The organism is Haemophilus sp. Marseille-P9675 (genome assembly GCF_916862695.1).
In the GTDB taxonomy this organism is placed as follows: Bacteria; Pseudomonadota; Gammaproteobacteria; order Enterobacterales; family Pasteurellaceae; genus Haemophilus; species Haemophilus haemolyticus_K.
This window is the reverse complement of sequence record NZ_CAKASP010000002.1, coordinates 336,837-360,298: the sequence shown is the minus strand read 5'-3', so window position 1 is coordinate 360,298 and position 23,462 is coordinate 336,837. Positions and strand designations below refer to the sequence as shown.

The 23,462-nt window shown below is 39.3% G+C and carries 19 protein-coding genes; 13 read left to right on the top strand and 6 right to left on the bottom strand.

What is annotated here, in order from left to right; genetic code table 11:
* Positions 1 to 78 precede the first annotated feature (78 nt).
* On the bottom strand, positions 79 to 1,968 hold the full coding sequence (gss, locus tag LIX50_RS05400; RefSeq protein ID WP_048952764.1) for a bifunctional glutathionylspermidine amidase/synthase: 1,890 nt from the start codon (positions 1,966 to 1,968) through the stop codon (positions 79 to 81).
* 230 nt (positions 1,969 to 2,198) lie between these two features.
* Between gss and yedE the strand changes: the two genes are divergently transcribed.
* From yedE to LIX50_RS05370, 6 genes are all read left to right on the top strand, one after another.
* Positions 2,199 to 3,257: a YedE family putative selenium transporter gene (yedE, locus tag LIX50_RS05395; protein ID WP_048952765.1), complete on the top strand. Its 1,059-nt coding sequence runs from the start codon at positions 2,199 to 2,201 to the stop codon at positions 3,255 to 3,257.
* Positions 3,258 to 3,360: 103 nt separating this feature from the next.
* Complete coding sequence (gene rnr, locus LIX50_RS05390; RefSeq protein WP_048952766.1) at positions 3,361 to 5,709, top strand: ribonuclease R; 2,349 nt, start codon at positions 3,361 to 3,363, stop codon at positions 5,707 to 5,709.
* A 55-nt stretch (positions 5,710 to 5,764) separates the two neighbouring features.
* On the top strand, positions 5,765 to 6,508 hold the full coding sequence (rlmB, locus tag LIX50_RS05385) for a 23S rRNA (guanosine(2251)-2'-O)-methyltransferase RlmB (RefSeq protein ID WP_048952767.1): 744 nt from the start codon (positions 5,765 to 5,767) through the stop codon (positions 6,506 to 6,508).
* A 211-nt stretch (positions 6,509 to 6,719) separates the two neighbouring features.
* A complete protein-coding gene (gene aroK, locus LIX50_RS05380; RefSeq protein WP_048952768.1) occupies positions 6,720 to 7,262 on the top strand; it encodes a shikimate kinase AroK in 543 nt (180 codons plus the stop codon).
* 20 nt (positions 7,263 to 7,282) lie between these two features.
* Positions 7,283 to 8,371, top strand: coding sequence for a 3-dehydroquinate synthase (aroB, locus tag LIX50_RS05375; RefSeq protein ID WP_048952769.1), 1,089 nt, complete (start codon positions 7,283 to 7,285; stop codon positions 8,369 to 8,371).
* 1 nt (position 8,372) lies between these two features.
* Positions 8,373 to 9,227, top strand: a complete 855-nt coding sequence (locus tag LIX50_RS05370; protein ID WP_048952770.1) for a Dam family site-specific DNA-(adenine-N6)-methyltransferase — start codon at positions 8,373 to 8,375, stop codon at positions 9,225 to 9,227.
* Here the strand turns inward: LIX50_RS05370 and LIX50_RS05365 are convergent.
* Entirely contained in the window at positions 9,217 to 9,546 is a 330-nt protein-coding gene (locus LIX50_RS05365) for a DciA family protein (protein WP_048952771.1), read from the bottom strand. The genes LIX50_RS05370 and LIX50_RS05365 overlap by 11 nt on opposite strands.
* Before the next feature lie 78 nt (positions 9,547 to 9,624).
* On the opposite strand from LIX50_RS05365, the gene secM reads away from it, so the two are divergent.
* The 3 genes from secM to mutT all read left to right on the top strand — a co-directional run bounded on the left by secM (position 9,625) and on the right by mutT (position 13,232).
* Complete coding sequence (gene secM / locus LIX50_RS05360; protein ID WP_048952772.1) at positions 9,625 to 9,927, top strand: secA translation cis-regulator SecM; 303 nt, start codon at positions 9,625 to 9,627, stop codon at positions 9,925 to 9,927.
* 124 nt (positions 9,928 to 10,051) lie between these two features.
* Positions 10,052 to 12,757, top strand: coding sequence for a preprotein translocase subunit SecA (gene secA / locus LIX50_RS05355; RefSeq protein WP_048952773.1), 2,706 nt, complete (start codon positions 10,052 to 10,054; stop codon positions 12,755 to 12,757).
* A 64-nt stretch (positions 12,758 to 12,821) separates the two neighbouring features.
* The gene (gene mutT, locus LIX50_RS05350; RefSeq protein WP_048952774.1) at positions 12,822 to 13,232 is read left to right on the top strand and encodes an 8-oxo-dGTP diphosphatase MutT; all 411 of its coding nucleotides are present in this window, start codon (positions 12,822 to 12,824) and stop codon (positions 13,230 to 13,232) included.
* 82 nt (positions 13,233 to 13,314) lie between these two features.
* On the opposite strand, the gene holA is transcribed toward mutT, so the two are convergent.
* The 4 genes from holA to yggU form a co-directional block, all read right to left on the bottom strand.
* Complete coding sequence (gene holA, locus LIX50_RS05345; protein ID WP_048952775.1) at positions 13,315 to 14,349, bottom strand: DNA polymerase III subunit delta; 1,035 nt, start codon at positions 14,347 to 14,349, stop codon at positions 13,315 to 13,317.
* Positions 14,349 to 14,852: an LPS assembly lipoprotein LptE gene (gene lptE, locus LIX50_RS05340; RefSeq protein WP_048952776.1), complete on the bottom strand. Its 504-nt coding sequence runs from the start codon at positions 14,850 to 14,852 to the stop codon at positions 14,349 to 14,351. Before lptE ends, holA begins: the two co-directional genes overlap by 1 nt.
* A gap of 95 nt (positions 14,853 to 14,947) precedes the next feature.
* Complete coding sequence (leuS, locus tag LIX50_RS05335) at positions 14,948 to 17,533, bottom strand: leucine--tRNA ligase (RefSeq protein ID WP_048952777.1); 2,586 nt, start codon at positions 17,531 to 17,533, stop codon at positions 14,948 to 14,950.
* 128 nt (positions 17,534 to 17,661) lie between these two features.
* Entirely contained in the window at positions 17,662 to 17,949 is a 288-nt protein-coding gene (gene yggU, locus LIX50_RS05330) for a DUF167 family protein YggU (RefSeq protein WP_048952778.1), read from the bottom strand.
* Positions 17,950 to 18,100: 151 nt separating this feature from the next.
* Here yggU and uppS point away from each other — a divergent pair, with 151 nt between their 5' ends.
* Genes uppS through bamA form a run of 4 tightly spaced genes read left to right on the top strand, consistent with a single transcriptional unit; the run spans position 18,101 to position 23,452 of the window.
* Entirely contained in the window at positions 18,101 to 18,820 is a 720-nt protein-coding gene (gene uppS, locus LIX50_RS05325) for a polyprenyl diphosphate synthase (protein WP_048952779.1), read from the top strand.
* A 21-nt stretch (positions 18,821 to 18,841) separates the two neighbouring features.
* Positions 18,842 to 19,708, top strand: a complete 867-nt coding sequence (locus LIX50_RS05320; protein WP_048952780.1) for a phosphatidate cytidylyltransferase — start codon at positions 18,842 to 18,844, stop codon at positions 19,706 to 19,708.
* A gap of 9 nt (positions 19,709 to 19,717) precedes the next feature.
* Positions 19,718 to 21,049 (top strand): sigma E protease regulator RseP, encoded by a 1,332-nt coding sequence (rseP, locus tag LIX50_RS05315; RefSeq protein WP_048952781.1) that lies wholly within the window; start codon positions 19,718 to 19,720, stop codon positions 21,047 to 21,049.
* Positions 21,050 to 21,070: 21 nt separating this feature from the next.
* Positions 21,071 to 23,452 carry an outer membrane protein assembly factor BamA gene (bamA, locus tag LIX50_RS05310; RefSeq protein ID WP_048952782.1) on the top strand — a complete coding sequence of 794 codons (2,382 nt, stop codon included), beginning with the start codon at positions 21,071 to 21,073 and terminating at the stop codon, positions 23,450 to 23,452.
* Positions 23,453 to 23,462: the final 10 nt, after the last annotated feature.

The window sequence follows — 23,462 nt, the reverse complement described above, 5'->3', positions numbered from 1 at the left end:
CCCCGATAGTAATAGATTTAAACCAATAATGCACACAAATAAGTCAATTCACTTCTGTGAAATGATTCGATTGCTCTTTTATTGTTCAAAGAATGCTTTATCCTTCAACACTCTCAAAGGCTGCATATCACTATTCCCCATGATGACACGACTTGAATCGGAACGTAAGCAAGTGCCGCCATAATGTCCTCCAACAGTAAAAGTACAGACTTGCAAATATTGATCTTCCACTTGTGGTAAGCACCAAAGTTGTTGATAAATACTATCTTGCTGACCAAACTGTCCATCGGTTGTGTCTAACATGGAATTATTTTCACCAATCAATTTAACATTATCACCTCGGCGACCTGCAATTGGTTTTTGTGCGTAGCCGTTTTGGATTAAGTCTGGTGTGAGATGAAAACTTGCCTCTAACAAATAACGATGATTAGGGAATAAAGACCAAAGCACAGGCAAAATCGCCTTATTACTTGGAATTGCCGTCCAAAGTGGTTCATAAACCAACACTTCTGGGCGGAGTAGTACGTCAATTAACCGCACTTTATCTTCAGGATAACCTGTGCGAATAGGTGGAGCGACTTCCATTCCTGTTGCATCTTCACGAAGTTGTTCCAGCATGGTTTCCCACGCCCAGGTTTTCCAAACAGTTTGAACTTGGTTATTTTCATCATCAATCAGGCGACCACGATTATCCCAATGTAATCCTTCTGTGCCATGAATAATTTTGGCTTGAAATCCCGCCTGTACTAATGCCTGTTGCATAAACATGGCATGATAATCTTCTTCATCATCGTGATCTTGCAGAATATGAACTAATTTTGAGGCTTGGCTATGTTGCCAACAATCAGCTAACGCATTACGCAAACCATCTGATGGATTTTCCCCCAATACGCCACCAGCTTGTTTTGCCCAACGATTCATAATATCGCCTGCTTCTGCATGGCAAGAAGCTGAGTCAGCATTATATTCATAGACTTTCAAACCTCGTTCACTCATACAGAAATCTAAACGACCTGTAATCGTCTGATAACGGCGATTTTGCCAAGAAAGTCTTAAGCGTGGCCAAAGGAGCTTCGGAATATTAAAATACTGTAACAGGTTATCATCTTTAAGTACCTTGTCTGTCGCATGTAAATACATTAAATGCAGTTCATTAGTGGCGTGAATCAATTCTTGTTGAGCACTTTCAGACATAGCAAAATAGCAATACTGATCAGAATGGCTCACTTTATGTCCGCTCATTGCCTTAATATATGCTGCATCAAATGGCTCATTTTCATTTAACCATTTCCCATTAAATTGACCGTGATTGTCAACATGATGAGCTTGTAACTGAAGTGCGGTGGATTTTGGGAAAGGTTGAGGCTCTGAAAATTCAGTATCATTTGTTTGAATCATCCAGCCAAGAATTGTTGTATCATCGAAAGTATCTTGTAGAAAATAGCCTTGTTCTGAAACAATCATCGGCAATTCACGCGTCCATTGCTGACCACTCGGCAAGCGAGAATGAATCACATTTTGCTCGGCGATTCGAACGCTATCAGGCAAAACCTCGGTGATAATTGCCACATGCCCCGTGTGTTTAAATTCGCCCCCTTCTTGCCAAATTAATAAGGAGCCTGCTAGAGGTTTACGTTTACAACCATTAGAAAATGCCTGCAAGGGCAACAAGGCATCGTTCACCACTTGGCGTAAAAAACGTAAAGAAAAGATCTCGTACGCCATACCAACATCGGCAAACACAACACCATGATTGAGATATAAATAACGACGTGCAAATTCCACACACTGCCATTTATAGCCCATATATTCTCGCCCTAGATAACTCCGGAATGCAGCATCATTCGGGAACTCTTTATCATCTGCAGTATTATAATCTGAGGAATAAATTGCCACGCCACCAGGCGCATATCCAAGCAAGCTACCAAAAGGATCGTGGGTAATGATATTGGCTGAACGTTCTGTCATAGTATCTTCCGAGTAAAAAGTGAACGCAGTTAGTATAGATCTTTTATTTTCATTACGACAATCAATAAAAATTTTACCGCACTTTTTTTTCGTAGCAAATTTTTGATTTATCTCATCTTTTCATCAAAACATTCTTTACCATTTAACTTCTTAGATTAAAATGAACGTGCTTTTCGAGTATTCGAAAGTACACAATTTAGTTTAACTTTAGATATCACAAGGGTTTCATTATGAAAGGATCAAAATGGCCTGTGGTTGCAGGTGCTGCACTTGGTATCATCGCTCCACTACTTACTTATAGCGGAAATCCCGGCAATATGGGATTCTGCGCAGCCTGTTTCTTACGCGATACAGCTGGCTCCATTGGCTTACATCAAGCCGCTCCACTTCAATACATCCGCCCCGAGCTCATCGGATTAATTTTCGGTGCGTTAGTGAGTGCATTATTTGCAAAAGAATTCCGTGCTCGTGGTGGTTCATCGCCATTTATTCGCTTAATTTTAGGGGCATTTGCCATGATTGGTGCCCTAACATTCTTAGGTTGTCCATGGCGTGCATATTTGCGTTTAGGCGGTGGCGATTTATCTGCGATTGCTGGTATTGTCGGTTTATTTGTCGGTGTACTAGGTGGAATCTTCTTTAGCAATCGAGGTTTTTCTCTCGGTAAAGCAAAAGAACAAGCCCCTGTTACAGGGTGGATTTCTGTCATTATCGCGGGTTTATTACTTATTGGCGTTATCACACAATTTAGTTTTGGCGAAGGTTTACCCCTTTATTTCTCACAAAAAGGCCCCGGCGCACAACATGCATTTTGGGCATTATCTTTAGCAGGCGGGCTAATCATAGGCGTATTAATGCAAAAATCACGTTTCTGCTCAATTGGCGCATTCCGTAATTTTATTCTATTCCGTGATTCTTCGTTATTGAACGGTGTCATCGCTTTAGTGGTATTTGCTGCTATTACCAATGCTTTACTTGGTCAATTCCATTTAGGTTTTGAACAACAACCTGGTGCACATAATCAATATCTTTGGAACTTCCTCGGCATGGCACTTTGCGGCTTGTGCTTCGCCCTTGGCGGTGGTTGCCCAGGCAAACATTTAGTTCATCTTGGTGAAGGCGATAATGACTCCGCTATTTTTGTGCTTGGTATGCTTTTAGGTGCAGCTGCTGCGCATCGTTTAAGCCTTGCAGCTTCAGGCTCTGGCATTGGTGAATTCACCCCTTACGCTTTAGTTCTTGGATTTATATTCTGTGCCTATATTGGCTTTACCAAAAAATCGGCTTAAGTCACTTTCTATCTGCACTCATCACGAGTGCAGATTTTCTTTTCCTTGCATTATCCCCCTTACAGTGTCAAACTCTCCGAACTTTTTAAAACTGTAAAAAATAATGACAAAAAAACGTAAAAACTTAATCAACCAAGATCCGCATTACAAACGAGAATTGGAAAAATACGGTAATCCAATCCCGAGCCGTGAATTTATTTTAAGCGTTATTCGAGACAATAATGCACCGATGAATCGGGATGAAATTTTGACCGCACTTTCCATTCGAAATGAAGATCAAATAGAAGCGATGCGTCGCCGATTACGAGCGATGGAAAATGACGGCCAATTAGTGTTCACCAAACGTAAACGCTATGCCTTACCAGAAAAATTAGATTTATTTAAAGGCTCGGTAATTGGTCATCGCGAAGGTTTCGGTTTTTTACAGGTCGATGGCAAAAAAGATGATTTATTCATTCCGAACCATCAAATGCAAAGAGTCATGCATGGGGATTTTGTCTTAGCGCAACCTGCTGGATTAGATCGTCGTGGTCGCCGAGAAGTGCGAATTGTGCGCGTATTAGAAAGCCCTAAAAAACAAATTGTGGGTCGCTTTTTCTTAGAAAACGGTTTTAGCTATGTGGTACCTGATGACAGCAGAATTGGCCGAGATATTCTCGTGCCTAATGAACATCGTAATGGCGCTCGCATGGGACAAGTTGTGGTTGTCGAATTGCAAGAACGTTCAGCCAGTTTTAACCAGCCAATAGGCGTAATCACTGAGATCCTAGGCGATAATATGGCGAAAGGAATGGAAGTGGAAATCGCCTTGCGTAACCACGATATCCCCCATAAGTTTCCAAGTGCAGTGGAAAAATACGTCAAAAAATTCACTGAAGAAGTCCCTGAAGAAGCAAAAAAGGGTCGTGTGGATTTACGCAATTTACCGCTTGTGACCATTGATGGTGAAGATGCTCGCGATTTTGACGATGCCGTTTATTGTGAAAAACACGGCAAAGGCTGGAAACTTTGGGTCGCGATTGCTGATGTCAGTTATTACGTACGTTTACGTTCTGCTTTGGATGTGGAAGCGCATAATCGTGGTAACTCAGTCTATTTTCCGAACCGAGTTGTACCAATGTTACCTGAAATTTTATCCAACGGCTTATGCTCTCTGAACCCACAAGTGGATCGCTTGTGTATGGTGTGTGAGATGCAAATTTCTGCCAAAGGTAAGCTCACAGATTATCGCTTTTATGAAGCAGTGATGAATTCTCATGCCCGCCTCACTTATACCAAAGTAGCAAAAATGCTTGAAGGCGATGAGGAATTACGCACTCGTTATTCTACGCTTGTGCCTCATTTAGAAGAACTTTATAAACTCTATCAAGCTTTGCTTAGTGCACGTCATCAACGTGGTGCGATCGATTTTGAAACCATTGAAACTAAGTTTATTTTCAATGCAATGGGGCGAATCGAGCGCATTGAACCCGTTATTCGTAACGATGCCCACAAAATCATTGAGGAATGTATGATTCTTGCGAATATCGCAGCAGCCAATTTTATGGAAAAACATAAAGAGCCTGCGTTATATCGTATTCATGCCACCCCGAGCGAAGAAAAATTAACATCGTTCCGCACTTTCTTAAGTGAGTTTGGTTTAACTTTAGAAGGTGGATTAAAACCAACCACAAAAGACTATGCTGCTCTCTTAGAAAAAGTTAAAGAACGACCAGATCATGAACTTATTCAAACAATGTTGCTACGTTCATTAAGCCAAGCTGTCTATCACGCTGATAATATTGGGCACTTTGGTTTAGCTTTGGAAGAGTATGCACACTTTACTTCACCAATTCGCCGTTATCCTGACTTAACACTTCATCGAGGCATCAAGTATTTACTTGCTAAAGAACAAGGCGCAAAACGTAAAACAACGGATACTGGCGGTTATCATTACTCTTTTGATGAAATGGATTTACTTGGCAATCACTGTTCAATGACGGAACGCCGTGCTGACGACGCCACTCGTGAAGTGGCTGATTGGCTGAAATGCGAATATATGCAAGATCATGTTGGCGGTGAATTTAGCGGTGTTATTTCATCTGTGACGGGGTTTGGTTTATTTGTACGCTTAGATGATTTATTCATCGATGGTTTAGTCCATATTTCCACCTTAGAAAATGATTATTACCAATTCGATGCAGCAAAACAACGTTTAATCGGCGAAAATAGCGGAATGCAATATCGCTTAGGCGATAAAGTTCGCATCAAAGTTGAAGCAGTACATTTAGAAAATAAAATGGTCGATTTCTCGCTGATGGGCAGTGAACGTAAACCTCATCGTGCTGGAAAAACCGCGAAAGAAAAATCCAAGAAAGTCTTTAAAGAACTACCGTCTAAAGCATCCAAGAAACGAAAAAGTGCGGTAAAAAAGAAAGAAGTTTCTAAGAAAGCATCTAAAAAACGAAAATAATTCACTGCCTATTGTAAGAATGAATTAAAAATTCAAATAAGAAAAAGAGAAATTTATGTCAGAACAAATCTACGGCATTCATGCTGTTAATAGTATTTTAACCCATTCGCCAGAACGTTTAATTGAAGTCTTCGTGCTTAAAGGCCGCGAAGATAAACGTCTACAGCCACTCTTAAATGAGCTTTATTCACTAGGAATTGGTGTGCAATTCGTTAATCGACAAACACTTGATAAAAAAGCCGATGGTGAGGTTCATCAGGGTGTCATAGCTCGAGTACAAGCGGCAAAAGAGCTGAATGAAAATGATCTTGATGAAATTCTTGCGAATAAACAAAATCCGCTTTTATTAGTTTTGGATGGCGTGACGGATCCACACAACTTGGGAGCATGTTTGCGAACAGCTGATGCAGCGGGCGCAGTGGCCGTAATCGTACCTAAAGATAAATCGGCACAATTAACATCTATCGCGCGTAAAGTTGCTTGTGGCGCGGCAGAAACCGTACCGTTAATTCGTGTAACCAACCTTTCTCGTACACTACGCGATTTACAGCAAAATAATAATATTTGGGTGGTTGGCACTGCTGGCGAAGCAACTGAAACCATTTATCAAAGCAAACTGACCGGGCCACTAGCACTTGTTATGGGAGCAGAAGGCGAAGGGATGCGTCGTTTAACGCGTGAACATTGCGATCAACTGATTAGCATTCCAATGGCTGGTTCAGTTTCATCATTAAATGTATCTGTCGCAACAGGGGTGTGTTTATTTGAAATTGTACGTCAGCGTTTAGCATACATTTAAGTTAGAAGCGTTGTAAATTTCACCGCTATTTTATTTTCCTTTTTCGTTAAAGAAAATAAATTCCCTCAAAAGGTTGAAAAATAGGGGGATTTATTGCGATAATTTAAACCATTTCGGGAAAATCTTTTTAACTGCTGAAGTTTATTTTGGCTTGTTTATTTTTTGTTAGAAAGATTAGATTTTTATTTCACCTTTAAATTAGATAAGAACAATGGCGGAAAAACGTAATATTTTTTTAGTCGGGCCAATGGGGGCAGGAAAAAGCACGATTGGTCGTCAGTTAGCGCAACAGTTAAATATGGATTTTGTTGATTCGGATGCTGTAATTGAAGAACGTGCTGGCGCAGATATTAGCTGGATTTTTGATCTGGAAGGCGAAGAGGGCTTCCGCAAACGTGAAGAACGTATTCTTAACGAACTCACTCAAATGCAGGGGATTGTCCTGTCTACTGGTGGAGGAGCAGTGCTTTCTAAAGATAGCCGTAATTATTTATCTGCACGTGGTATTGTAATTTATTTAGAAACTACTGTAGAAAAACAATTTCAACGTACTCAGCGTGACAAAAAACGTCCGCTGTTGCAAGGCGCAGAAGATCCTCGTCAAGTATTGGAAGAGTTGGCAAAAATTCGTAATCCACTTTATGAGGAAGTAGCTGACATCACCCTACCTACAGATGAGCAAAATGCCAAAGTAATGGTAAACCAGATTGTTGAACTCATCGATAATATGAATGGATTAAATGGCGCACTTTAAGTGTGTCTAAGGATAAATTTATGCTGTGCGTAAACGTGGAATTACAGGAGCGTCGTTACCCAATTTTAATTGGTAATGGACTATTGCAAGATGAACGCAGTTATCCGGTTAAGCGAGGAGAGCGCGTGATGATTGTGACGAATCCCACGGTTGCACAGTTTTACTTAGATACGGTAACATTTGCGCTAAAAAAACGCGGATGCGAAGTCGATCATGTTCTTTTGCCCGATGGTGAGAAGTATAAAACGCTTGAATCCTTAAATTTAATTTTTACTGCGCTTTTACAAGGTAATCATGGGCGTGATACAACAATTATAGCACTAGGTGGTGGTGTGATTGGTGATGTGGCAGGATTTGCCGCAGCCAGTTATCAACGAGGAGTACGATTAATTCAAATTCCAACCACTTTACTTTCCCAAGTGGATTCTTCTGTTGGAGGAAAAACAGCAGTGAATCATGAACTTGGGAAAAATATGATCGGTGCATTTTATCAGCCCTCTATGGTTATTATTGATACGCATACTCTTGGCACGTTACCAAAACGTGAAGTAAATGCAGGGTTGGCTGAAGTAATAAAATATGGCGCAATTTTAGATTACGAATTTTTTGAATGGCTTGAAGCTCATATTGATGAGCTTGTTGCATTAAATAACGAATCCCTACAACATTGTATTGCTCGTTGCTGTCAAATTAAAGCGGATGTAGTTGCTCGTGATGAAACAGAAAAAGGTGATCGAGCTTTACTTAATCTTGGTCATACCTTTGGACATGCGATTGAAACTCATCTCGGCTATGGTAACTGGCTCCATGGTGAAGCGGTATCTACCGGAATGATGATGGCAGCCGCGCTTTCCGAGCAGTTGGGTGATATTTCTGTAGCAGATGTTTCACGCTTAGAAAAATTACTCGCACGCGCTAATTTGCCCACCTTATCACCGGATTCGATGCAGCCGGAGGACTATTTACCGCATATGATGCGAGATAAAAAAGTTCTAGCAGGTAAGTTGCGTCTGGTGTTACTTAAATCACTAGGTCAAGCTTATATAGTAACTGATACTGATAAGGATCTTGTGTTAAACGCTATTAAGCGTTGTACCCAAATGGACTAAGATGTTACGTCCAAAAAAACATTCCCTAAAACCGAAACTTAAACACCGTCCATTTTTGAAATGGGCTGGTGGGAAGTTTCGTTTAACAGATGAAATTAATAATATCTTTCCTAAGAGAAAACAATGTCTTATTGAACCGTTCGTCGGAGCAGGGGCCGTTTTTTTAAACTCGAATTTTGAGCGCTATATTTTGGCTGATATTAATCCTGATTTAATTAATCTTTTTAATATAGTGAAAGAAAATGTAGATGTTTACATTGAGGCTTGTAAAACCATTTTTTTTGCCCCTAATGCGAATGATCCTGATTACTACTATGACAAACGTCGCCAATTTAATGCTTCAACTGATCCTTTTGAACGATCTGTACTTTTTCTCTACTTAAATCGCTTTGGGTTTAATGGACTATGCCGTTATAACAGCAGAAATGAATTTAATGTGCCTTTTGGCGCATATAAAACGCATTATTTCCCAGAGGACGAGTTACGTTATTTTGCACATAAGGCACAAAGTGCAATATTTTTATGTAGCGATTTTCAGCAAACATTTGCATTAGCTGATAAAGATTCGGTGATTTACTGCGATCCACCTTATGCTCCCTTACTGCAGGATTCAAATTTTACGAGCTATGCGGGTAATGAGTTTAGTTGTGAGCATCAACTCATTTTAGCTGAACTCGCAAAATTTACACAAAAAGAAAAACAAATTCCGGTTTTAATATCTAACCACGATACCAAATTTACCCGAGAAATTTATAAGGGGGCTAAATTTAAACGTGTGAAAGTACAACGCTCGATTAGCCAGAGCTCAGAAAAACGAGTAAAAGTAAGAGAGTTGATTGCGATTTTTAAGGTATAATTTTTGATAGCTCAGGGTTTATAACGATATCCAATTTTATGATTTGTGGAAAATCCTCTTGAATTAATTTTATAAGTTCAGTTTGACGAAATAAGATTCCTTGACGCACTATTGCATTCGATACTTCTAAAAAAAGACTATTACCGTTAACGGAACCAATACGAAATTTGCCGTGAAATTCCTGTGGAAAAATGCGGTTAAATTTTTGATTCAGTTCATTGATAGCAAGACCTTTTTTCATTATTTTGGCAAAGGGCGATTGCTCAAGCACATCCATAATATTGACTGCTTTTTGATAACGCTCAGCCTTGTTTTCCATAAAGTCTGCCCCCAGTAAATGACATTAGTTTAGATTTCCGCTACAATACACGCAATTTTCATAATAAACAACGAGATGATGATTTCAGGCACTGTCAAACCGAATTTTTGGTCGCGATTACTTTTAAGTATCATCGCGATTTTTGCTTTGCCTAACGCACAAAGTTTTGAAAATCAAAATAATGCAGAAAATTATTCTTCAAGTGTTTCCATTCAACAAGCGTTAGAGACGGTAAAAGTTGCACGTGAAGTGCAACGACAAGCCATTCCTCAACCTTCAATTTCCCACCAAACTGAAAAACAACTTAAAATTCAACCGCACTTTTTGGTTGAAGTGTTGAATCCTAGTGCGCCAATTCGAGCAGGCCCTTTGCTTATTTAATTTTCTGTTTTCTGTAAAGAATATTGCTATTGAAATAGCGATATTTTTAAAAAATTATTGTGCATGAAATAAAGTATTTCATACGCATTTAACTATTTAACTTATATATTTAAAAAGAGAAATTATGAGCATTTTAACGAAAATTTTTGGCAGCCGTAACGACCGTATTTTACGTAAATTAAGAAAACAAGTTGCAAAAATCAATAAATTAGAACCTGAGTTTGAAGCCCTCACAGATGAACAACTTCGTGCAAAAACAGATGAATTCCGTCAACGTTTAAGTGCGGGCGAAACTTTGCAACAAATTTTACCAGAAGCATTCGCAACGGTACGTGAAGCAAGTAAGCGCGTGCTTGGTATGAGACATTTTGATGTTCAGCTTATTGGCGGAATGGTATTGACTAACCGCTGTATCGCAGAAATGCGTACTGGTGAAGGTAAAACATTAACGGCGACTTTGCCTTGTTATTTAATCGCACTTGAAGGTAAAGGCGTTCATGTTGTGACGGTGAATGATTATCTTGCTCGCCGAGATGCAGAAACAAACCGTCCGTTATTTGAATTTTTGGGCATGAGTGTAGGCGTAAATATTCCTGGTTTACCGCCGGAAGAAAAACGTGCCGCTTATGCAGCAGATATTACTTATGCAACCAATAGTGAACTTGGTTTTGACTACTTACGTGACAACTTAGCTCACTCAAAAGAAGAGCGTTTCCAACGTACTTTAGGGTATGCGCTGGTGGATGAAGTAGATTCCATCTTAATTGATGAAGCCCGTACGCCATTGATTATTTCTGGTCAAGCGGAAGACAGTTCTGCGCTTTATATTGCAGTCAATAAACTGATTCCAAACTTAATTAAACAGGAAAAAGAAGATACAGAAGAATATCAAGGCGAAGGGGACTTTACTTTAGATCTTAAATCTAAACAGGCACACTTAACAGAACGTGGCCAAGAAAAAGTGGAAGATTGGTTGATTGCGCAAGGTTTAATGCCTGAAGGGGATTCTTTGTACTCTCCTGGTCGAATCGTATTGCTTCATCATGTTATGGCAGCCTTGCGTGCGCACACATTGTTTGAAAAAGATGTCGATTACATTGTGAAAGATGGTGAAATCGTGATTGTTGATGAACATACAGGTCGAACAATGGCTGGGCGTCGTTGGTCAGATGGTTTACATCAAGCCATTGAGGCAAAAGAAGGGGTTGAAATTAAGAGTGAAAACCAAACTGTTGCGTCAATCTCTTACCAAAACTACTTCCGTTTATATGAGCGTCTTGCGGGTATGACGGGGACTGCGGATACCGAAGCGTTTGAGTTCCAACAAATTTACGGATTGGAAACCGTTGTGATTCCAACAAACCGCCCAATGATTCGTGATGATCGCACAGATGTGATGTTTGAAAATGAACAATATAAATTTAATGCGATTATTGAAGATATCAAAGATTGTGTAGAACGCCAGCAACCAGTATTAGTGGGGACGATTTCAGTAGAAAAATCGGAAGAGTTATCTAAGGCTTTAGATAAAGCGGGTATCAAACACAATGTGTTGAATGCGAAATTCCACCAACAAGAAGCGGAAATCGTGGCAGAAGCGGGTTATCCTGGTGCGGTGACTATCGCAACGAATATGGCGGGGCGCGGTACGGATATTATCCTTGGTGGTAACTGGAAAGCGCAGGCTGCCAAATTAGAAAATCCAACTCAAGAACAAATTGAAGCGCTTAAAGCTGAGTGGGAAAAGAACCACGAGATCGTAATGAAAGCAGGTGGTTTGCATATTATCGGTACGGAGCGTCATGAATCTCGCCGTATCGATAACCAGTTGCGTGGTCGTTCTGGTCGTCAAGGTGACCCTGGATCTTCTCGTTTCTATCTTTCTTTGGAAGATGGCTTAATGCGCATTTATTTAAATGAGGGTAAACTCAATTTAATGCGTAAAGCGTTCACCGTGCCTGGTGAGGCTATGGAATCGAAAATGTTGGCGAAAGTGATTGCATCTGCTCAAGCAAAAGTTGAGGCTTTCCATTTCGATGGCCGTAAAAACCTACTTGAATATGATGATGTTGCAAATGACCAACGTCATGCAATTTATGAGCAACGCAATTATTTGCTTGATAATGATGATATTTCTGAAACTATCAACGCAATTCGCCACGATGTATTTAATAGCGTGATTGATCAATATATTCCACCGCAATCTTTGGAAGAACAATGGGATATTAAAGGGCTTGAAGAACGTTTAGCTCAAGAGTTTGGTATGGAATTACCAATTTCTCATTGGCTGGAAGAAGACAATAATCTTCACGAAGAAAACTTGCGTGAACGCATCGTAGAAGTCGCCGAAAAAGAATATAAAGAAAAAGAAGCGCTAGCTGGTGAAGAAACCATGCGCAACTTTGAAAAAGGCGTCATGTTACAAACCTTAGATGAGCTTTGGAAAGAACACCTAGCTGCGATGGATTATTTGCGCCAAGGTATTCATTTACGCGGTTATGCGCAAAAAGATCCAAAACAAGAGTATAAAAAAGAATCTTTCCGTATGTTTACGGAAATGTTGGATTCTTTAAAACACCACGTCATCACGACGTTAACGCGTGTACGTGTGCGTACTCAAGAAGAAATGGAAGAAGCTGAACGTGTTCGTCAGGAGATGGCTGCTCGTATCAATCAAAATAATTTACCTGTGGATGAAAATGGTCAGGCAATCCAAAATTCAGATTCTGAAGATTATTCAGATCGTCGCATTGGACGCAATGAGCCTTGTCCTTGTGGTTCAGGAAAAAAATATAAGCATTGTCATGGTAGTCGTGCTGCTCGCCATTAATGATTAGCCAAAGTGCGGTGATTTTTCACCGCACTTTTTTCATAGATGCTATTGGATAGAAGAAATGGATAAAAAAATTATACAAGTTTCTGCAGGTATTATTCGTAATGAGTTTGGTCAGATCTATTTAACGCAGCGTTTAGAAGGACAGGATTTTGCGCAATCTTTAGAATTTCCAGGTGGAAAAGTGGATGCGGGGGAAACCCCAGAACAGGCTTTAAAACGTGAACTGGAAGAGGAAATTGGCATTGTGGTATTAAATGCTGAACTTTACGAGCGCTTCCAATTTGAATATCCAACAAAGATTATTTCTTTTTTCTTTTATGTTGTAGATGAATGGATTGGTGAGCCTTTTGGGCGAGAAGGGCAAGAAGGTTTTTGGGTTGAGCAACGTGCATTAGATGCAGGACAGTTCCCGCCAGCTAATGCAAAATTAATTCAGCGATTACTGAATGAAGCGAATAATTATCTTTAAAATAAACCCCAGTTTTTAGCTGGGGTTTATTTTTAATCTATTGCTTGCAAGGAATGTGAATTCACAGCTGAAAAATAGTGCTCTACAAACAAATTTTTACAGATAAATCAGCGAGTTTAATCCACACTTCATCGCTAAATTCTTGCTTAGCAAGACGTTCTATATTGGCGAGCTCTTGAATAATTTCGTAGAGCTTTTGGTAGGTTAAACGTTGAATCGCACTTAAAAAGAGCGGTCGGTGATTTTGCCAGATTTTTAGACGATCAAATTCAGTCTTAATTTGTTGAGTTGGAAGTTTTTCCGTTGTCATAATACGTTGCTGTGGTTTGGTGAGTTCAAGCAACGTAAATAATTCTCGCTGTAGTGTGCGTAATAAAATAACAGGTTGCACATCTTCAGCTTGTAACCCTTTTAAAATACGTTTAGCGCGATTTGCTTTTCCTATTAACAAAGCATCAATCCATTGAAATGGTGTAAAAATCGAGGATTGTTCTACGACGCTAATTACTCGATTGTAGTTAAGTTTATGGTCAGGGTAGAGCAAATCTAAAAGCTGCAGAGCTTGTTTGAGCGCGAGCAGGTTATTCTCATAACTGTAACAAAGTTGTTGGATTGCTTCATCATCAGCTTCTAACCCCATCGCTTTGGTACGATTTTTTACCCAGCGAGGGAGATTTTCAGCCGTAGGTGTTTGGCAATTTACAAGAATCGCACTGGTTTCATATTGGTTTAGTTCAACAAACCATGCTTGGTTTTCATTTGCTTTTGCTAGCTTTGCAATTTGTAAAATCAGCAAGATATCGTCATGTAGAACCGAAATAAATTCTTGCAGATTTTTCTGTAAAAGTGCGGTGAAATTTTCAGGTAAATTTAATACCATGACTTGTTTATTAAAAAACAATCCCATGGACTGACAGGATTCTATGAGTTGTGCCCAGTCAGTTTGGCTATCAATCTGAATGTTATTTTTCTCATCGAATCCTTGTTGGTTGGCTGTTTTATAAATGGCATCTTTACTTTCACTCAGTAACAATGGATCTTGCCCTACCAAAAAGTAAACTTTGGCTAAACGTTGGGAAAGATGTTGATTAAGTTGCTCAGGGAAGATGCGATTCATTATTTGTTTTTCACTTGTTTTTCTAATGCAACCATTTTAGTAATGAGCTGACGTGCAGCTTGTTCTCGCATATCATTCCAAATTACTTCTCGTTCGCTAGATTTAGCTAATGCTGCGCGAGAGTTATCAAAGAAAGTGCGGTTGACTTTTGCCGTGATTGGGTGACTTTCACCATTCGCTAAACGAATACTTGCTTCCACTTCTAACATCAATACTTTTTCAGCTTCGCGTCCGCGTTTAAAGACGGAGGCTACTTCATCATTTGTGCGGAATTTATTTATGCGCAAAACAGGAATGCCTTGAGTCGAATTGACGAGTTGAACATTATTCGCTTGTAACTGATTGCGCATCGCTACTGACATTTCGCTGTATGGATCGGGGCTTTCAAATGTAAGAGTTCGTAATTCTTGTGGAATTAATGTACCGTTTTGAAAATGCCAGCCGCAAGCAGAAAGCGCGGTAATGCTTGCTACAATGAACAATGCTTTGATTGATTTAATCATAAAAATTACCTTTATTATGGAGTGTATAAATTTAAAATCCATACACTAATAAAGATAGAATCTGTGAAATATCAATATTCCACAGATTCTACGGATTATAGTTTAACCACAAAATTCAACATTTTTAATGGAATATAGATTTCTTTAAGGATTTCTTTTCCATCAAGGAATTTTGCAACATTAGGATCTGTTTTGGCTGCCTCTTTAATTTCTTCTTCTGAAGAGGTTGCTGGGACAGTCACTTTTCCACGAACTTTGCCATTTACTTGCACAACAATGAGTTTTTCATCTTCTACCATTGCGGCTTCATCAGCTTTCACCCATTCAGCGGTATCGATGTTGCTTTCATTTCCTAGTGCTTGCCATAATTCAAAGCAGATATGTGGCGTAATTGGATAAAGCATACGAACAACTGCACTTAATGCTTCCGCCATGACCGCTCGATCTTGATCGCTTTCTAAGGAAGCCTTAGTCAGTTTATTCATCAACTCCATTACTGCTGCAATTGCAGTATTAAATGTTTGACGGCGACCAATATCATCGCTCACTTTCGCAATCGTTTTATGTATTTCACGGCGAAGCGCTTTTTGCGCTGTTGAAAGTGCGGTGATATCTAGGCTAGTTTTTGCTGGATTTTGTTGATATTGATATACCAAGTTCCAAACACGCCCTAAGAAACGTTTCGCACCTTCTACGCCAGATTCTTGCCATTCCAAGGTCATTTCTGCTGGAGAGGCAAACATCATAAACAGACGAACGGTATCGGCACCATATTTTTCTACCATTTCTTGTGGGTCAATACCGTTATTTTTGGATTTCGACATTTTGGTCATGCCACTGTGGACTAGTTCACGCCCTTCAGGATCGGTGGCTTTAATGATGCGACCTTTCTCATCACGCTCAAGGGTCACTTGAGTTGGGCTTACCCAAATACGCTCATTGGTTGGACTGGTGTAGTAGAAGGCATCTGCAAGCACCATACCTTGACATAATAATTTATCGGCTGGTTCGTCACTGGTTACAAATCCTGCATCACGCAATAATTTGTGGAAGAAACGGAAGTAGAGCAAGTGCATTGTTGCGTGTTCAATACCACCGATATATTGATCCACTGGTAACCAATAGTTTGCTTCTTCCGCATCAAGCATGCCATTTTGATATTGTGGACAAGTGTAGCGAGCGTAATACCAAGAGGATTCCATAAAGGTATCAAAGGTATCCGTTTCTTTTAACGCTGGTGCGCCGTTAAGCGTTGTTTTTGCCCAATTAGGATCAGCTTTAATTGGACTTTTCACGCCATCCATTACCACATCTTCAGGCAGAATAATAGGTAAATCTTCCATTGGTGCAGGTACTACATCGCCATTTTCAAGGGTTAGCATCGGAATTGGAGCGCCCCAATAACGTTGGCGAGAAACACCCCAGTCACGTAAACGATAATTAACTTGACGTTTTCCAACACCTAATTTTTCTAATTTATCCGCAATGCCGTTGAAAGCACCATCAAAATCTTTACCATTAAATTCAGCTGAGTTAACGAGTTTGCCGTGTTCAGTAAAGGCTTGTTTGGTTAAATCAATTTCTTCATCAGCAATGGGTTCAATAACTTGCTTGATTTGTAAACCGTATTTTTGAGCAAATTCAAAGTCACGTTGGTCGTGAGCTGGAACCGCCATTACTGCGCCAGTACCGTAGTGCATTAATACGAAATTCGCAACCCAAATTGGTAATTTTTCACCTGTCAATGGATGAATGGCAAATAAGCCTGTTGCCATTCCTTTTTTCTCCATTGTCGCAAGATCAGCTTCTGCCACTTTTGCGTTTTTCGCTTCTTGGATAAAGGTGGCTAATTCAGGATTATTTTGAGCAGCTAAACTTGCTAATGGATGTGCTGCCGCAATGCCTAAATAACTCACACCGTAAAAGGTATCTGGACGCGTGGTGTAAACCGCTACTTTTTCGTTGGTATCTGCAACATCAAAAGTAATTTCTACCCCTTCAGAACGACCAATCCAGTTGCGCTGCATGGTTTTTACCATGTCAGGCCATTGTGGAAGGGTATCTAAACCACCTAATAATTGCTCTGCATAGTCAGTAATTTTGATAAACCATTGTGGGATTTCTTTTTGTTCCACAGGTGTATCACAACGCCAGCAACAACCTTCGTGTACTTGCTCGTTTGCGAGTACGGTTTCATCATTCGGACACCAGTTTACTGTTGAGGTTTTTTTGTACACTAAGCCTTTTTTGTAAAGCTCAGTGAAGAACCATTGTTCCCATTTGTAGTATTCTGGTTTACAGGTTGCGATTTCACGATCCCAGTCGAAACCAAAGCCTAAAAGCTGAAGTTGTTTTTTCATGTAGGCAATGTTTTCGTACGTCCATTTAGCTGGCGCAGTTTTGTTTTTAATTGCGGCACCTTCTGCCGGTAAGCCGAAAGCATCCCAACCAAATGGTTGCAATACGTTTTTACCTAGCATACGTTGATAACGAGAAATTACATCACCAATAGTGTAGTTGCGCACATGCCCCATATGCAGGCGGCCAGAAGGATACGGGAACATAGAAAGACAGTAATATTTTTCTTTAGATTCGTCTTTGATTGCTTTGAAAACTTTATTTTCTGCCCAATATTGTTGAACCTTTGGTTCGACCATATCGGGGCGATATTGTTCTTGCATAAAATCACCTTAAATTTTAACCGCACTTTTGCAGCATTTTGACAATAGAAAATGTGGCATAGAATACCGTAAAACGGCATAAATTGATAGGGTTGGAGATCAAAGTGCGGTGATTTTTTTCTTTGTTTTTACAATAGATTTTGAATTTCTTTTGGAATTAATTTGGGGTCAGGAATCCAAACTTGTTTGTGTCTGCTCAATTCCCCTTTTTCTAAAATAATACTGCTTTTGGGCACTTTGAAGGATTTACTTAAAAATTTCAATAAATGCGCATTTGCTTGACCATCAACAGGTGGCGCAGTAATGGTAATTTTTAGTTCATCATCGTGAATGCCAGCAATATGATCTTTACTGGCTTTTGGCTGTAAGAATATTCTTAATCTAATGCCGTCTTTATTTTGTTCAATCGCATACATAAATTCTCGTTTTGTTTATTTTTCTTTATTATAAAAATGAATTATGTAAAAAATAAAGTGTGGATTAGGGATCGCTAATCCATAGCAAGCAAATACAACTTATGATATAGTTCACAGCCGAATTTATAGGGATCTTTTTATAATAAAAATAATGATAGAACTCGATCAAAACAATATTCCAAAACACGTTGCCATTATTATGGATGGTAATGGGCGGTGGGCAAAACAGAAAAATAAAATGCGTATTTTTGGTCATACCAATGGCGTATCTGCCGTTCGCCGAGCGGTAAGTTATGCTCGCCAAACTGGCGTGAATTTCCTTACACTTTATGCCTTTAGTAGCGAAAATTGGAATCGACCAGAGCAAGAAGTCAGCGCGTTAATGACGCTTTTTATGCAAGCTTTAGATCGCGAAGTAAAAAAATTACATAAAAATAATATTCGGCTGAAAATTATTGGCGATGTATCTCGTTTTAGTGAATCTTTACAAGAAAAAATTGCAAAAGCGGAAAATTTAACAGAAAAAAATACCGCACTTACGCTCAATATCGCTGCAAATTATGGTGGATGTTGGGATATTGTACAAGCGACAAAACAACTTGCAGAAAAAGTAAAAAATAATGAAATGAGCGTTGACGAGATTGATGAAATGACTTTTCAGCGTCATTTGGTGACACAAGATGAACCACCAGTTGATCTATTGATTCGTACGAGTGGTGAACAACGAATTAGTAATTTTTTATTATGGCAAATTGCATATGCGGAACTTTATTTTTCCGATGTGCTGTGGCCAGATTTTGATGAGGCGGAATTTAACCGCGCCATCGCCTGTTATCAACAACGTCATCGCCGTTTTGGTGGGACAGAATAATTCAATAAATGGATTAAAATTATGCTTAAACAACGAGTTTTATCTGCCATTGTGTTAATCGTAGCGGTGTTATGTGCGCTATTTTTATTCACGCCTTTTTATTTTGCCCTCGCTTTAGGTGCAGTAGCGACTTTAGGCGTTTGGGAATGGACTCAGTTTGCTCGCCTTAAACAGCCTTTAGCGCGGTTTTGTGTTGCTGCTTTTTTAGGTGCTTTTATTTTTTTATGGCTCTACACTGAGGGTAACTATTTAGATGCGGGTCGTGTGTTTGAACAGCATCTTCAGCTTTTATTGATGAACGCTGTTGGTTGGTGGATTTTAGCTTTATTGCTTGTGGTGAGTTATCCTCAATCAGCTAAATTTTGGTCTAAAAATCCTCTTTTACAGCTTTTATTTGCCTTTTCTACTTTAATCCCATTTATCGCGGGGGTATTACGTTTACGTTTAGAACACTATACCCATGATCCTTATCACGGCTTATTTTTATTACTTTATGTATTTGTGCTTGTTTGGGCGGCTGATTCTGGTGCTTATTTTAGCGGACGTGCATTTGGTAAACGTAAACTTGCGCCAAAAGTTTCACCTGGTAAAAGCTGGGAAGGTGTTGTTGGTGGATTAATTACTGCGTTAGTGCTTGCTTTTGTGTTTATTCATTTCTCTGGCGATGCTTTAGTTGGTGATCGAAATATCACTGGATTCGTTATTCTTTCCGTTGCAACAGTTGCAATTTCGGTATTGGGTGATTTAACTGAAAGCATGTTTAAACGTGAGTCTGGTGTGAAAGACAGCAGCCAATTGATTCCTGGTCATGGGGGTGTATTAGATCGCATTGATAGCTTGACTGCAGCGGTACCTTTTTTCAGCTACTTCTATTTCTTTGTGTTATAAGGATTTTGAATGTCATTTTTGTGGTCGCTAGGTTCTTTTATCATTGCTATTGCGGTATTGGTATCCGTTCACGAATATGGACACTTTTGGGCTGCTAGAAAGTGCGGTATAAAAGTCCATCGTTTTTCAATTGGCTTTGGTAAGGTAATTTGGAAACGAATCGATAAGCATGGTACAGAATTTGCGGTCTCAATGATTCCTTTAGGCGGCTATGTAAAAATGCTTGATGGACGTAATGAAGCGGTTCCAGTTGAACAAAAGCCACAAGCATTTGACAGTAAAAGCGTATTACAACGCGCATTTGTGATTATTGCAGGACCTTTGGCGAATTTTATTTTCGCGATTTTTGCATATTGGGTCATCTACCTTTATGGAATGCCAAGTGTTAAACCTGTGATTGAATCGATAACGCCAAGTTCAATCGCGGCACAAGCTCACATTGAACCTAATACGCAAATTCTTGCTGTTGATGGCGAAGAAACTCAAGATTGGGAAACCATCAATATGCTACTTGCCACAAAAATGGGTGAGCCTAATGTTGAAATTACCCTTTCTCCTTTTGGTTCTAATGTTGAACAACAACGTACTTTAAATCTTACAAATTGGACTTTTGATCCTGAAAAAGAAAGTGCTTTTGAGGCATTAGGGATTATGCCTATGCGTCCTAAAGTTGAAATGGTGCTTTCTAAAGTTGTTCAAGGTTCTCCCGCTGAGAAAGCCGGTTTACAAATCGGTGATAAAATTTTAAAAGAAAATTTAACCGCACTTCCTTGGCAAGATTTTATAAAACAGGTCGAACAAGGCGAATCTTTTTCTATTAAAGTTGAACGTAATGGGGAAACGCTTGACAAAATTATCACTCCAGTGCGTAATCAGAGTGGAAAATGGTTTGTGGGTGTGAGTCCTACTTTTATAAAATTAGGTGATGAGTACCGCACAGAGTTAAAATATGGTATTCTTGAATCAGTTCAAAAAGGTATTGAAAAAACAACTCAGCTTTCTCTTTTAACATTAAAAGTATTAGGAAAACTGATTAGCGGTGATTTGTCATTAAATAATTTAAGTGGGCCAATTTCTATTGCTAAAGGTGCGGGAGCATCATCAAGTATTGGATTCATTTATTTTTTGAGTTTTATGGCATTAGTCAGTGTTAATTTGGGTATTATGAATCTATTTCCGTTGCCTGTGTTAGATGGTGGCCATTTAGTTTTTCTTGCAGTTGAAGCAATAAAAGGAAAACCTATTTCAGAACAGGTACAAAATGTCTGTTATCGAATTGGTGCGGCGTTGTTGCTAACATTAACAGCGTTTGCGTTATTTAATGATTTTTTACGTCTATAATTTTTATATAGGATACAGTCGATGAAAAAACTTCTCATAGCAAGTTTATTATTCGGTACAACGGTAAGCGCATTGGCTGCGCCTTTCGTTGCTAAAGAAATTCGTATTGAAGGTGCGCAAGGTGACCTAGAGCAGTCTATTCTTGCAAGTTTGCCTGTGCGAGCAGGACAGCGTGTAACAGATCAAAATGTTGCTAATATTGTTCGCTCGTTATTCGTTAGTGGACAGTTCGATGATGTTAAAGCTCGTCAAGACGGGGATGCGTTAGTTGTCAGTGTGGTTGCAAAACCGATTATTGCGGATGTTCAAGTTAAAGGAAGTTCTGCAATTCCAGCTGATGTAATTAAACAGAATTTAACCCAGAGTGGTATAGCAACTGGCGCGGTACTTAATAGAACAATATTAAATGAGTTTGTTAAAGCCGTTAAAAGAGATGGTTATGAAGCCAAAGGGCGTTATAACGCAAAAGTTGAAGCGATAGTGAATACATTACCGAATAACCGTGCAGAAGTTATTGTTCAAATTGATGAAGATGATACTGCAAAATTAGATTCAGTAACTTTTAATGGAAATGAATCAGTAAGTAGTAGCACACTTCAAGAACAAATGGAATTACAGCCTGATGCGTGGTGGAAATTGTGGGGCAATAAATTTGAAGGTGAGCAATTTGGTAAAGATTTGCAAGCAATTGAAGAGTATTACCATAATAACGGTTATGCAAAAGCGCACATTACCAAGCAAGATGTTCAGCTAAATGATGAAAAAAAACGTGTTACTGTTTCTATTGATATAAATGAAGGGCAGAAATATGATTTACGTGGGGCCCGTATTGTCGGTAATGTTGGCGGTATGGCAACAGAACTTGAGCCTTTACTTTCAAAATTGCATTTAAATGATACTTATCGTCGTAGCGATATTGTTGATGTAGAGAATGCTATCAAAGCAAAATTAGGAGAGCGAGGCTATGGCAGTGCAACGGTTAATTCAGTGCCTGATTTTGATGAAGAAAATAAAACGTTAGCCATCACTTTTGTAGTTGATGCAGGTCGTCGTTTAACGGTTAGAGAGGTTCGTTTTGAAGGTAATACTGTTTCCGCGGATAGCACATTGCGCCAGGAAATGAGACAACAAGAAGGTACTTGGTATAATTCCCAACTTGTTGAATTAGGAAAAGTTCGTTTAGATCGTACGGGCTTTTTTGAAACTGTAGAAAGTAAAATTATCCCAGTTCAAAACAGTTCTGATGAAGTCAATGTTATTTATAAAGTAAAAGAACGTCAAACAGGTAGTATCAATTTTGGTATTGGTTATGGTACAGAAAGTGGTATTAGTTATCAGGCAAGTGTTAAACAAGATAACTTTTTGGGTACTGGTGCGGCAGTAAGCCTTGGTGGAACCAAAAATGATTACGGCACAAGCCTTAATCTTGGTTATACAGAGCCTTATTTTACTAAGGATGGTGTAAGCCTTGGTGGTAACGTATTCTTTGAAAATTATGATAATTCAAAAAGTGAGACTTCATCTACTTATAAACGTACTACCTATGGTGGAAACCTTACTTTAGGCTTCCCTGTTAACGAAAATAATTCATATTATATGGGTTTAGGCTACACCTATAATAAGATTAGTAATTTTGCGAGAGAATATAATCGTGATTTGTATCTATCATCAATGAATTTTAACGGGAATTCTATTAAAACAGATGATTTTGATTTTTCATTTGGGTGGAACTATAACAGTCTGAATAGAGGTTATTTCCCTACGGAAGGGGTAAAAGCAACGCTTGGCGGTCGTGTTACGGTGCCTGGTTCTGATAACAAATATTATAAATTAAGTGCAGATATCCAGGGATTCTATCCACTCGATCGAGATCATCGTTGGGTTATTTCTGCAAAAGCATCAGCGGGTTATGCGAATGGATTTGGTAATAAACGTTTACCGTTTTATCAAACTTATACCGCAGGTGGTATTGGTTCATTGCGTGGCTTTGCTTATGGCGCAATAGGGCCTAATGCTATCTACTATCGGAATGATGCTTCAGGACGTCATCCTGAATGGGTTCCAAGCACCGATGTTGTTGGTGGTAATGCGATTACAACAGCAAGTGCTGAATTAATTGTGCCAACGCCATTTGTTGGAGACAAGGGACAAAACTCGGTGAGAACATCTTTGTTTGTAGATGCAGCAAGTGTATGGAACACTAAATGGAAAGCTGAGGATAAGGCTAAATTTGCTAATTTGCCAGATTATAGTTCACCTAGTCGTATTCGAGCATCTGCTGGTGTAGGTTTCCAATGGCAATCACCAATTGGACCGTTGGTTTTCTCTTACGCAAAACCGATTAAGAAATATGAATATGATGATGTAGAACAATTCCAATTTAGTATTGGTGGTTCATTTTAATAAATTGAAC

Coding starts and splice junctions, on each gene's coding strand:
- uppS (WP_048952779.1), top strand. CDS start 18,101: ATGATAGAACTCGATCAAAACAATATTCCAAAACACGTTGCCATTATT.
- LIX50_RS05365 (WP_048952771.1), bottom strand. CDS start 9,546: ATGGAAAACAAGGCTGAGCGTTATCAAAAAGCAGTCAATATTATGGAT.
- rseP (WP_048952781.1), top strand. CDS start 19,718: ATGTCATTTTTGTGGTCGCTAGGTTCTTTTATCATTGCTATTGCGGTA.
- yggU (WP_048952778.1), bottom strand. CDS start 17,949: ATGTATGCGATTGAACAAAATAAAGACGGCATTAGATTAAGAATATTC.
- LIX50_RS05320 (WP_048952780.1), top strand. CDS start 18,842: ATGCTTAAACAACGAGTTTTATCTGCCATTGTGTTAATCGTAGCGGTG.
- lptE (WP_048952776.1), bottom strand. CDS start 14,852: ATGATTAAATCAATCAAAGCATTGTTCATTGTAGCAAGCATTACCGCG.
- gss (WP_048952764.1), bottom strand. CDS start 1,968: ATGACAGAACGTTCAGCCAATATCATTACCCACGATCCTTTTGGTAGC.
- secM (WP_048952772.1), top strand. CDS start 9,625: ATGATTTCAGGCACTGTCAAACCGAATTTTTGGTCGCGATTACTTTTA.
- aroB (WP_048952769.1), top strand. CDS start 7,283: ATGCTGTGCGTAAACGTGGAATTACAGGAGCGTCGTTACCCAATTTTA.
- rnr (WP_048952766.1), top strand. CDS start 3,361: ATGACAAAAAAACGTAAAAACTTAATCAACCAAGATCCGCATTACAAA.
- leuS (WP_048952777.1), bottom strand. CDS start 17,533: ATGCAAGAACAATATCGCCCCGATATGGTCGAACCAAAGGTTCAACAA.
- LIX50_RS05370 (WP_048952770.1), top strand. CDS start 8,373: ATGTTACGTCCAAAAAAACATTCCCTAAAACCGAAACTTAAACACCGT.
- secA (WP_048952773.1), top strand. CDS start 10,052: ATGAGCATTTTAACGAAAATTTTTGGCAGCCGTAACGACCGTATTTTA.
- mutT (WP_048952774.1), top strand. CDS start 12,822: ATGGATAAAAAAATTATACAAGTTTCTGCAGGTATTATTCGTAATGAG.
- rlmB (WP_048952767.1), top strand. CDS start 5,765: ATGTCAGAACAAATCTACGGCATTCATGCTGTTAATAGTATTTTAACC.
- holA (WP_048952775.1), bottom strand. CDS start 14,349: ATGAATCGCATCTTCCCTGAGCAACTTAATCAACATCTTTCCCAACGT.
- aroK (WP_048952768.1), top strand. CDS start 6,720: ATGGCGGAAAAACGTAATATTTTTTTAGTCGGGCCAATGGGGGCAGGA.
- yedE (WP_048952765.1), top strand. CDS start 2,199: ATGAAAGGATCAAAATGGCCTGTGGTTGCAGGTGCTGCACTTGGTATC.
- bamA (WP_048952782.1), top strand. CDS start 21,071: ATGAAAAAACTTCTCATAGCAAGTTTATTATTCGGTACAACGGTAAGC.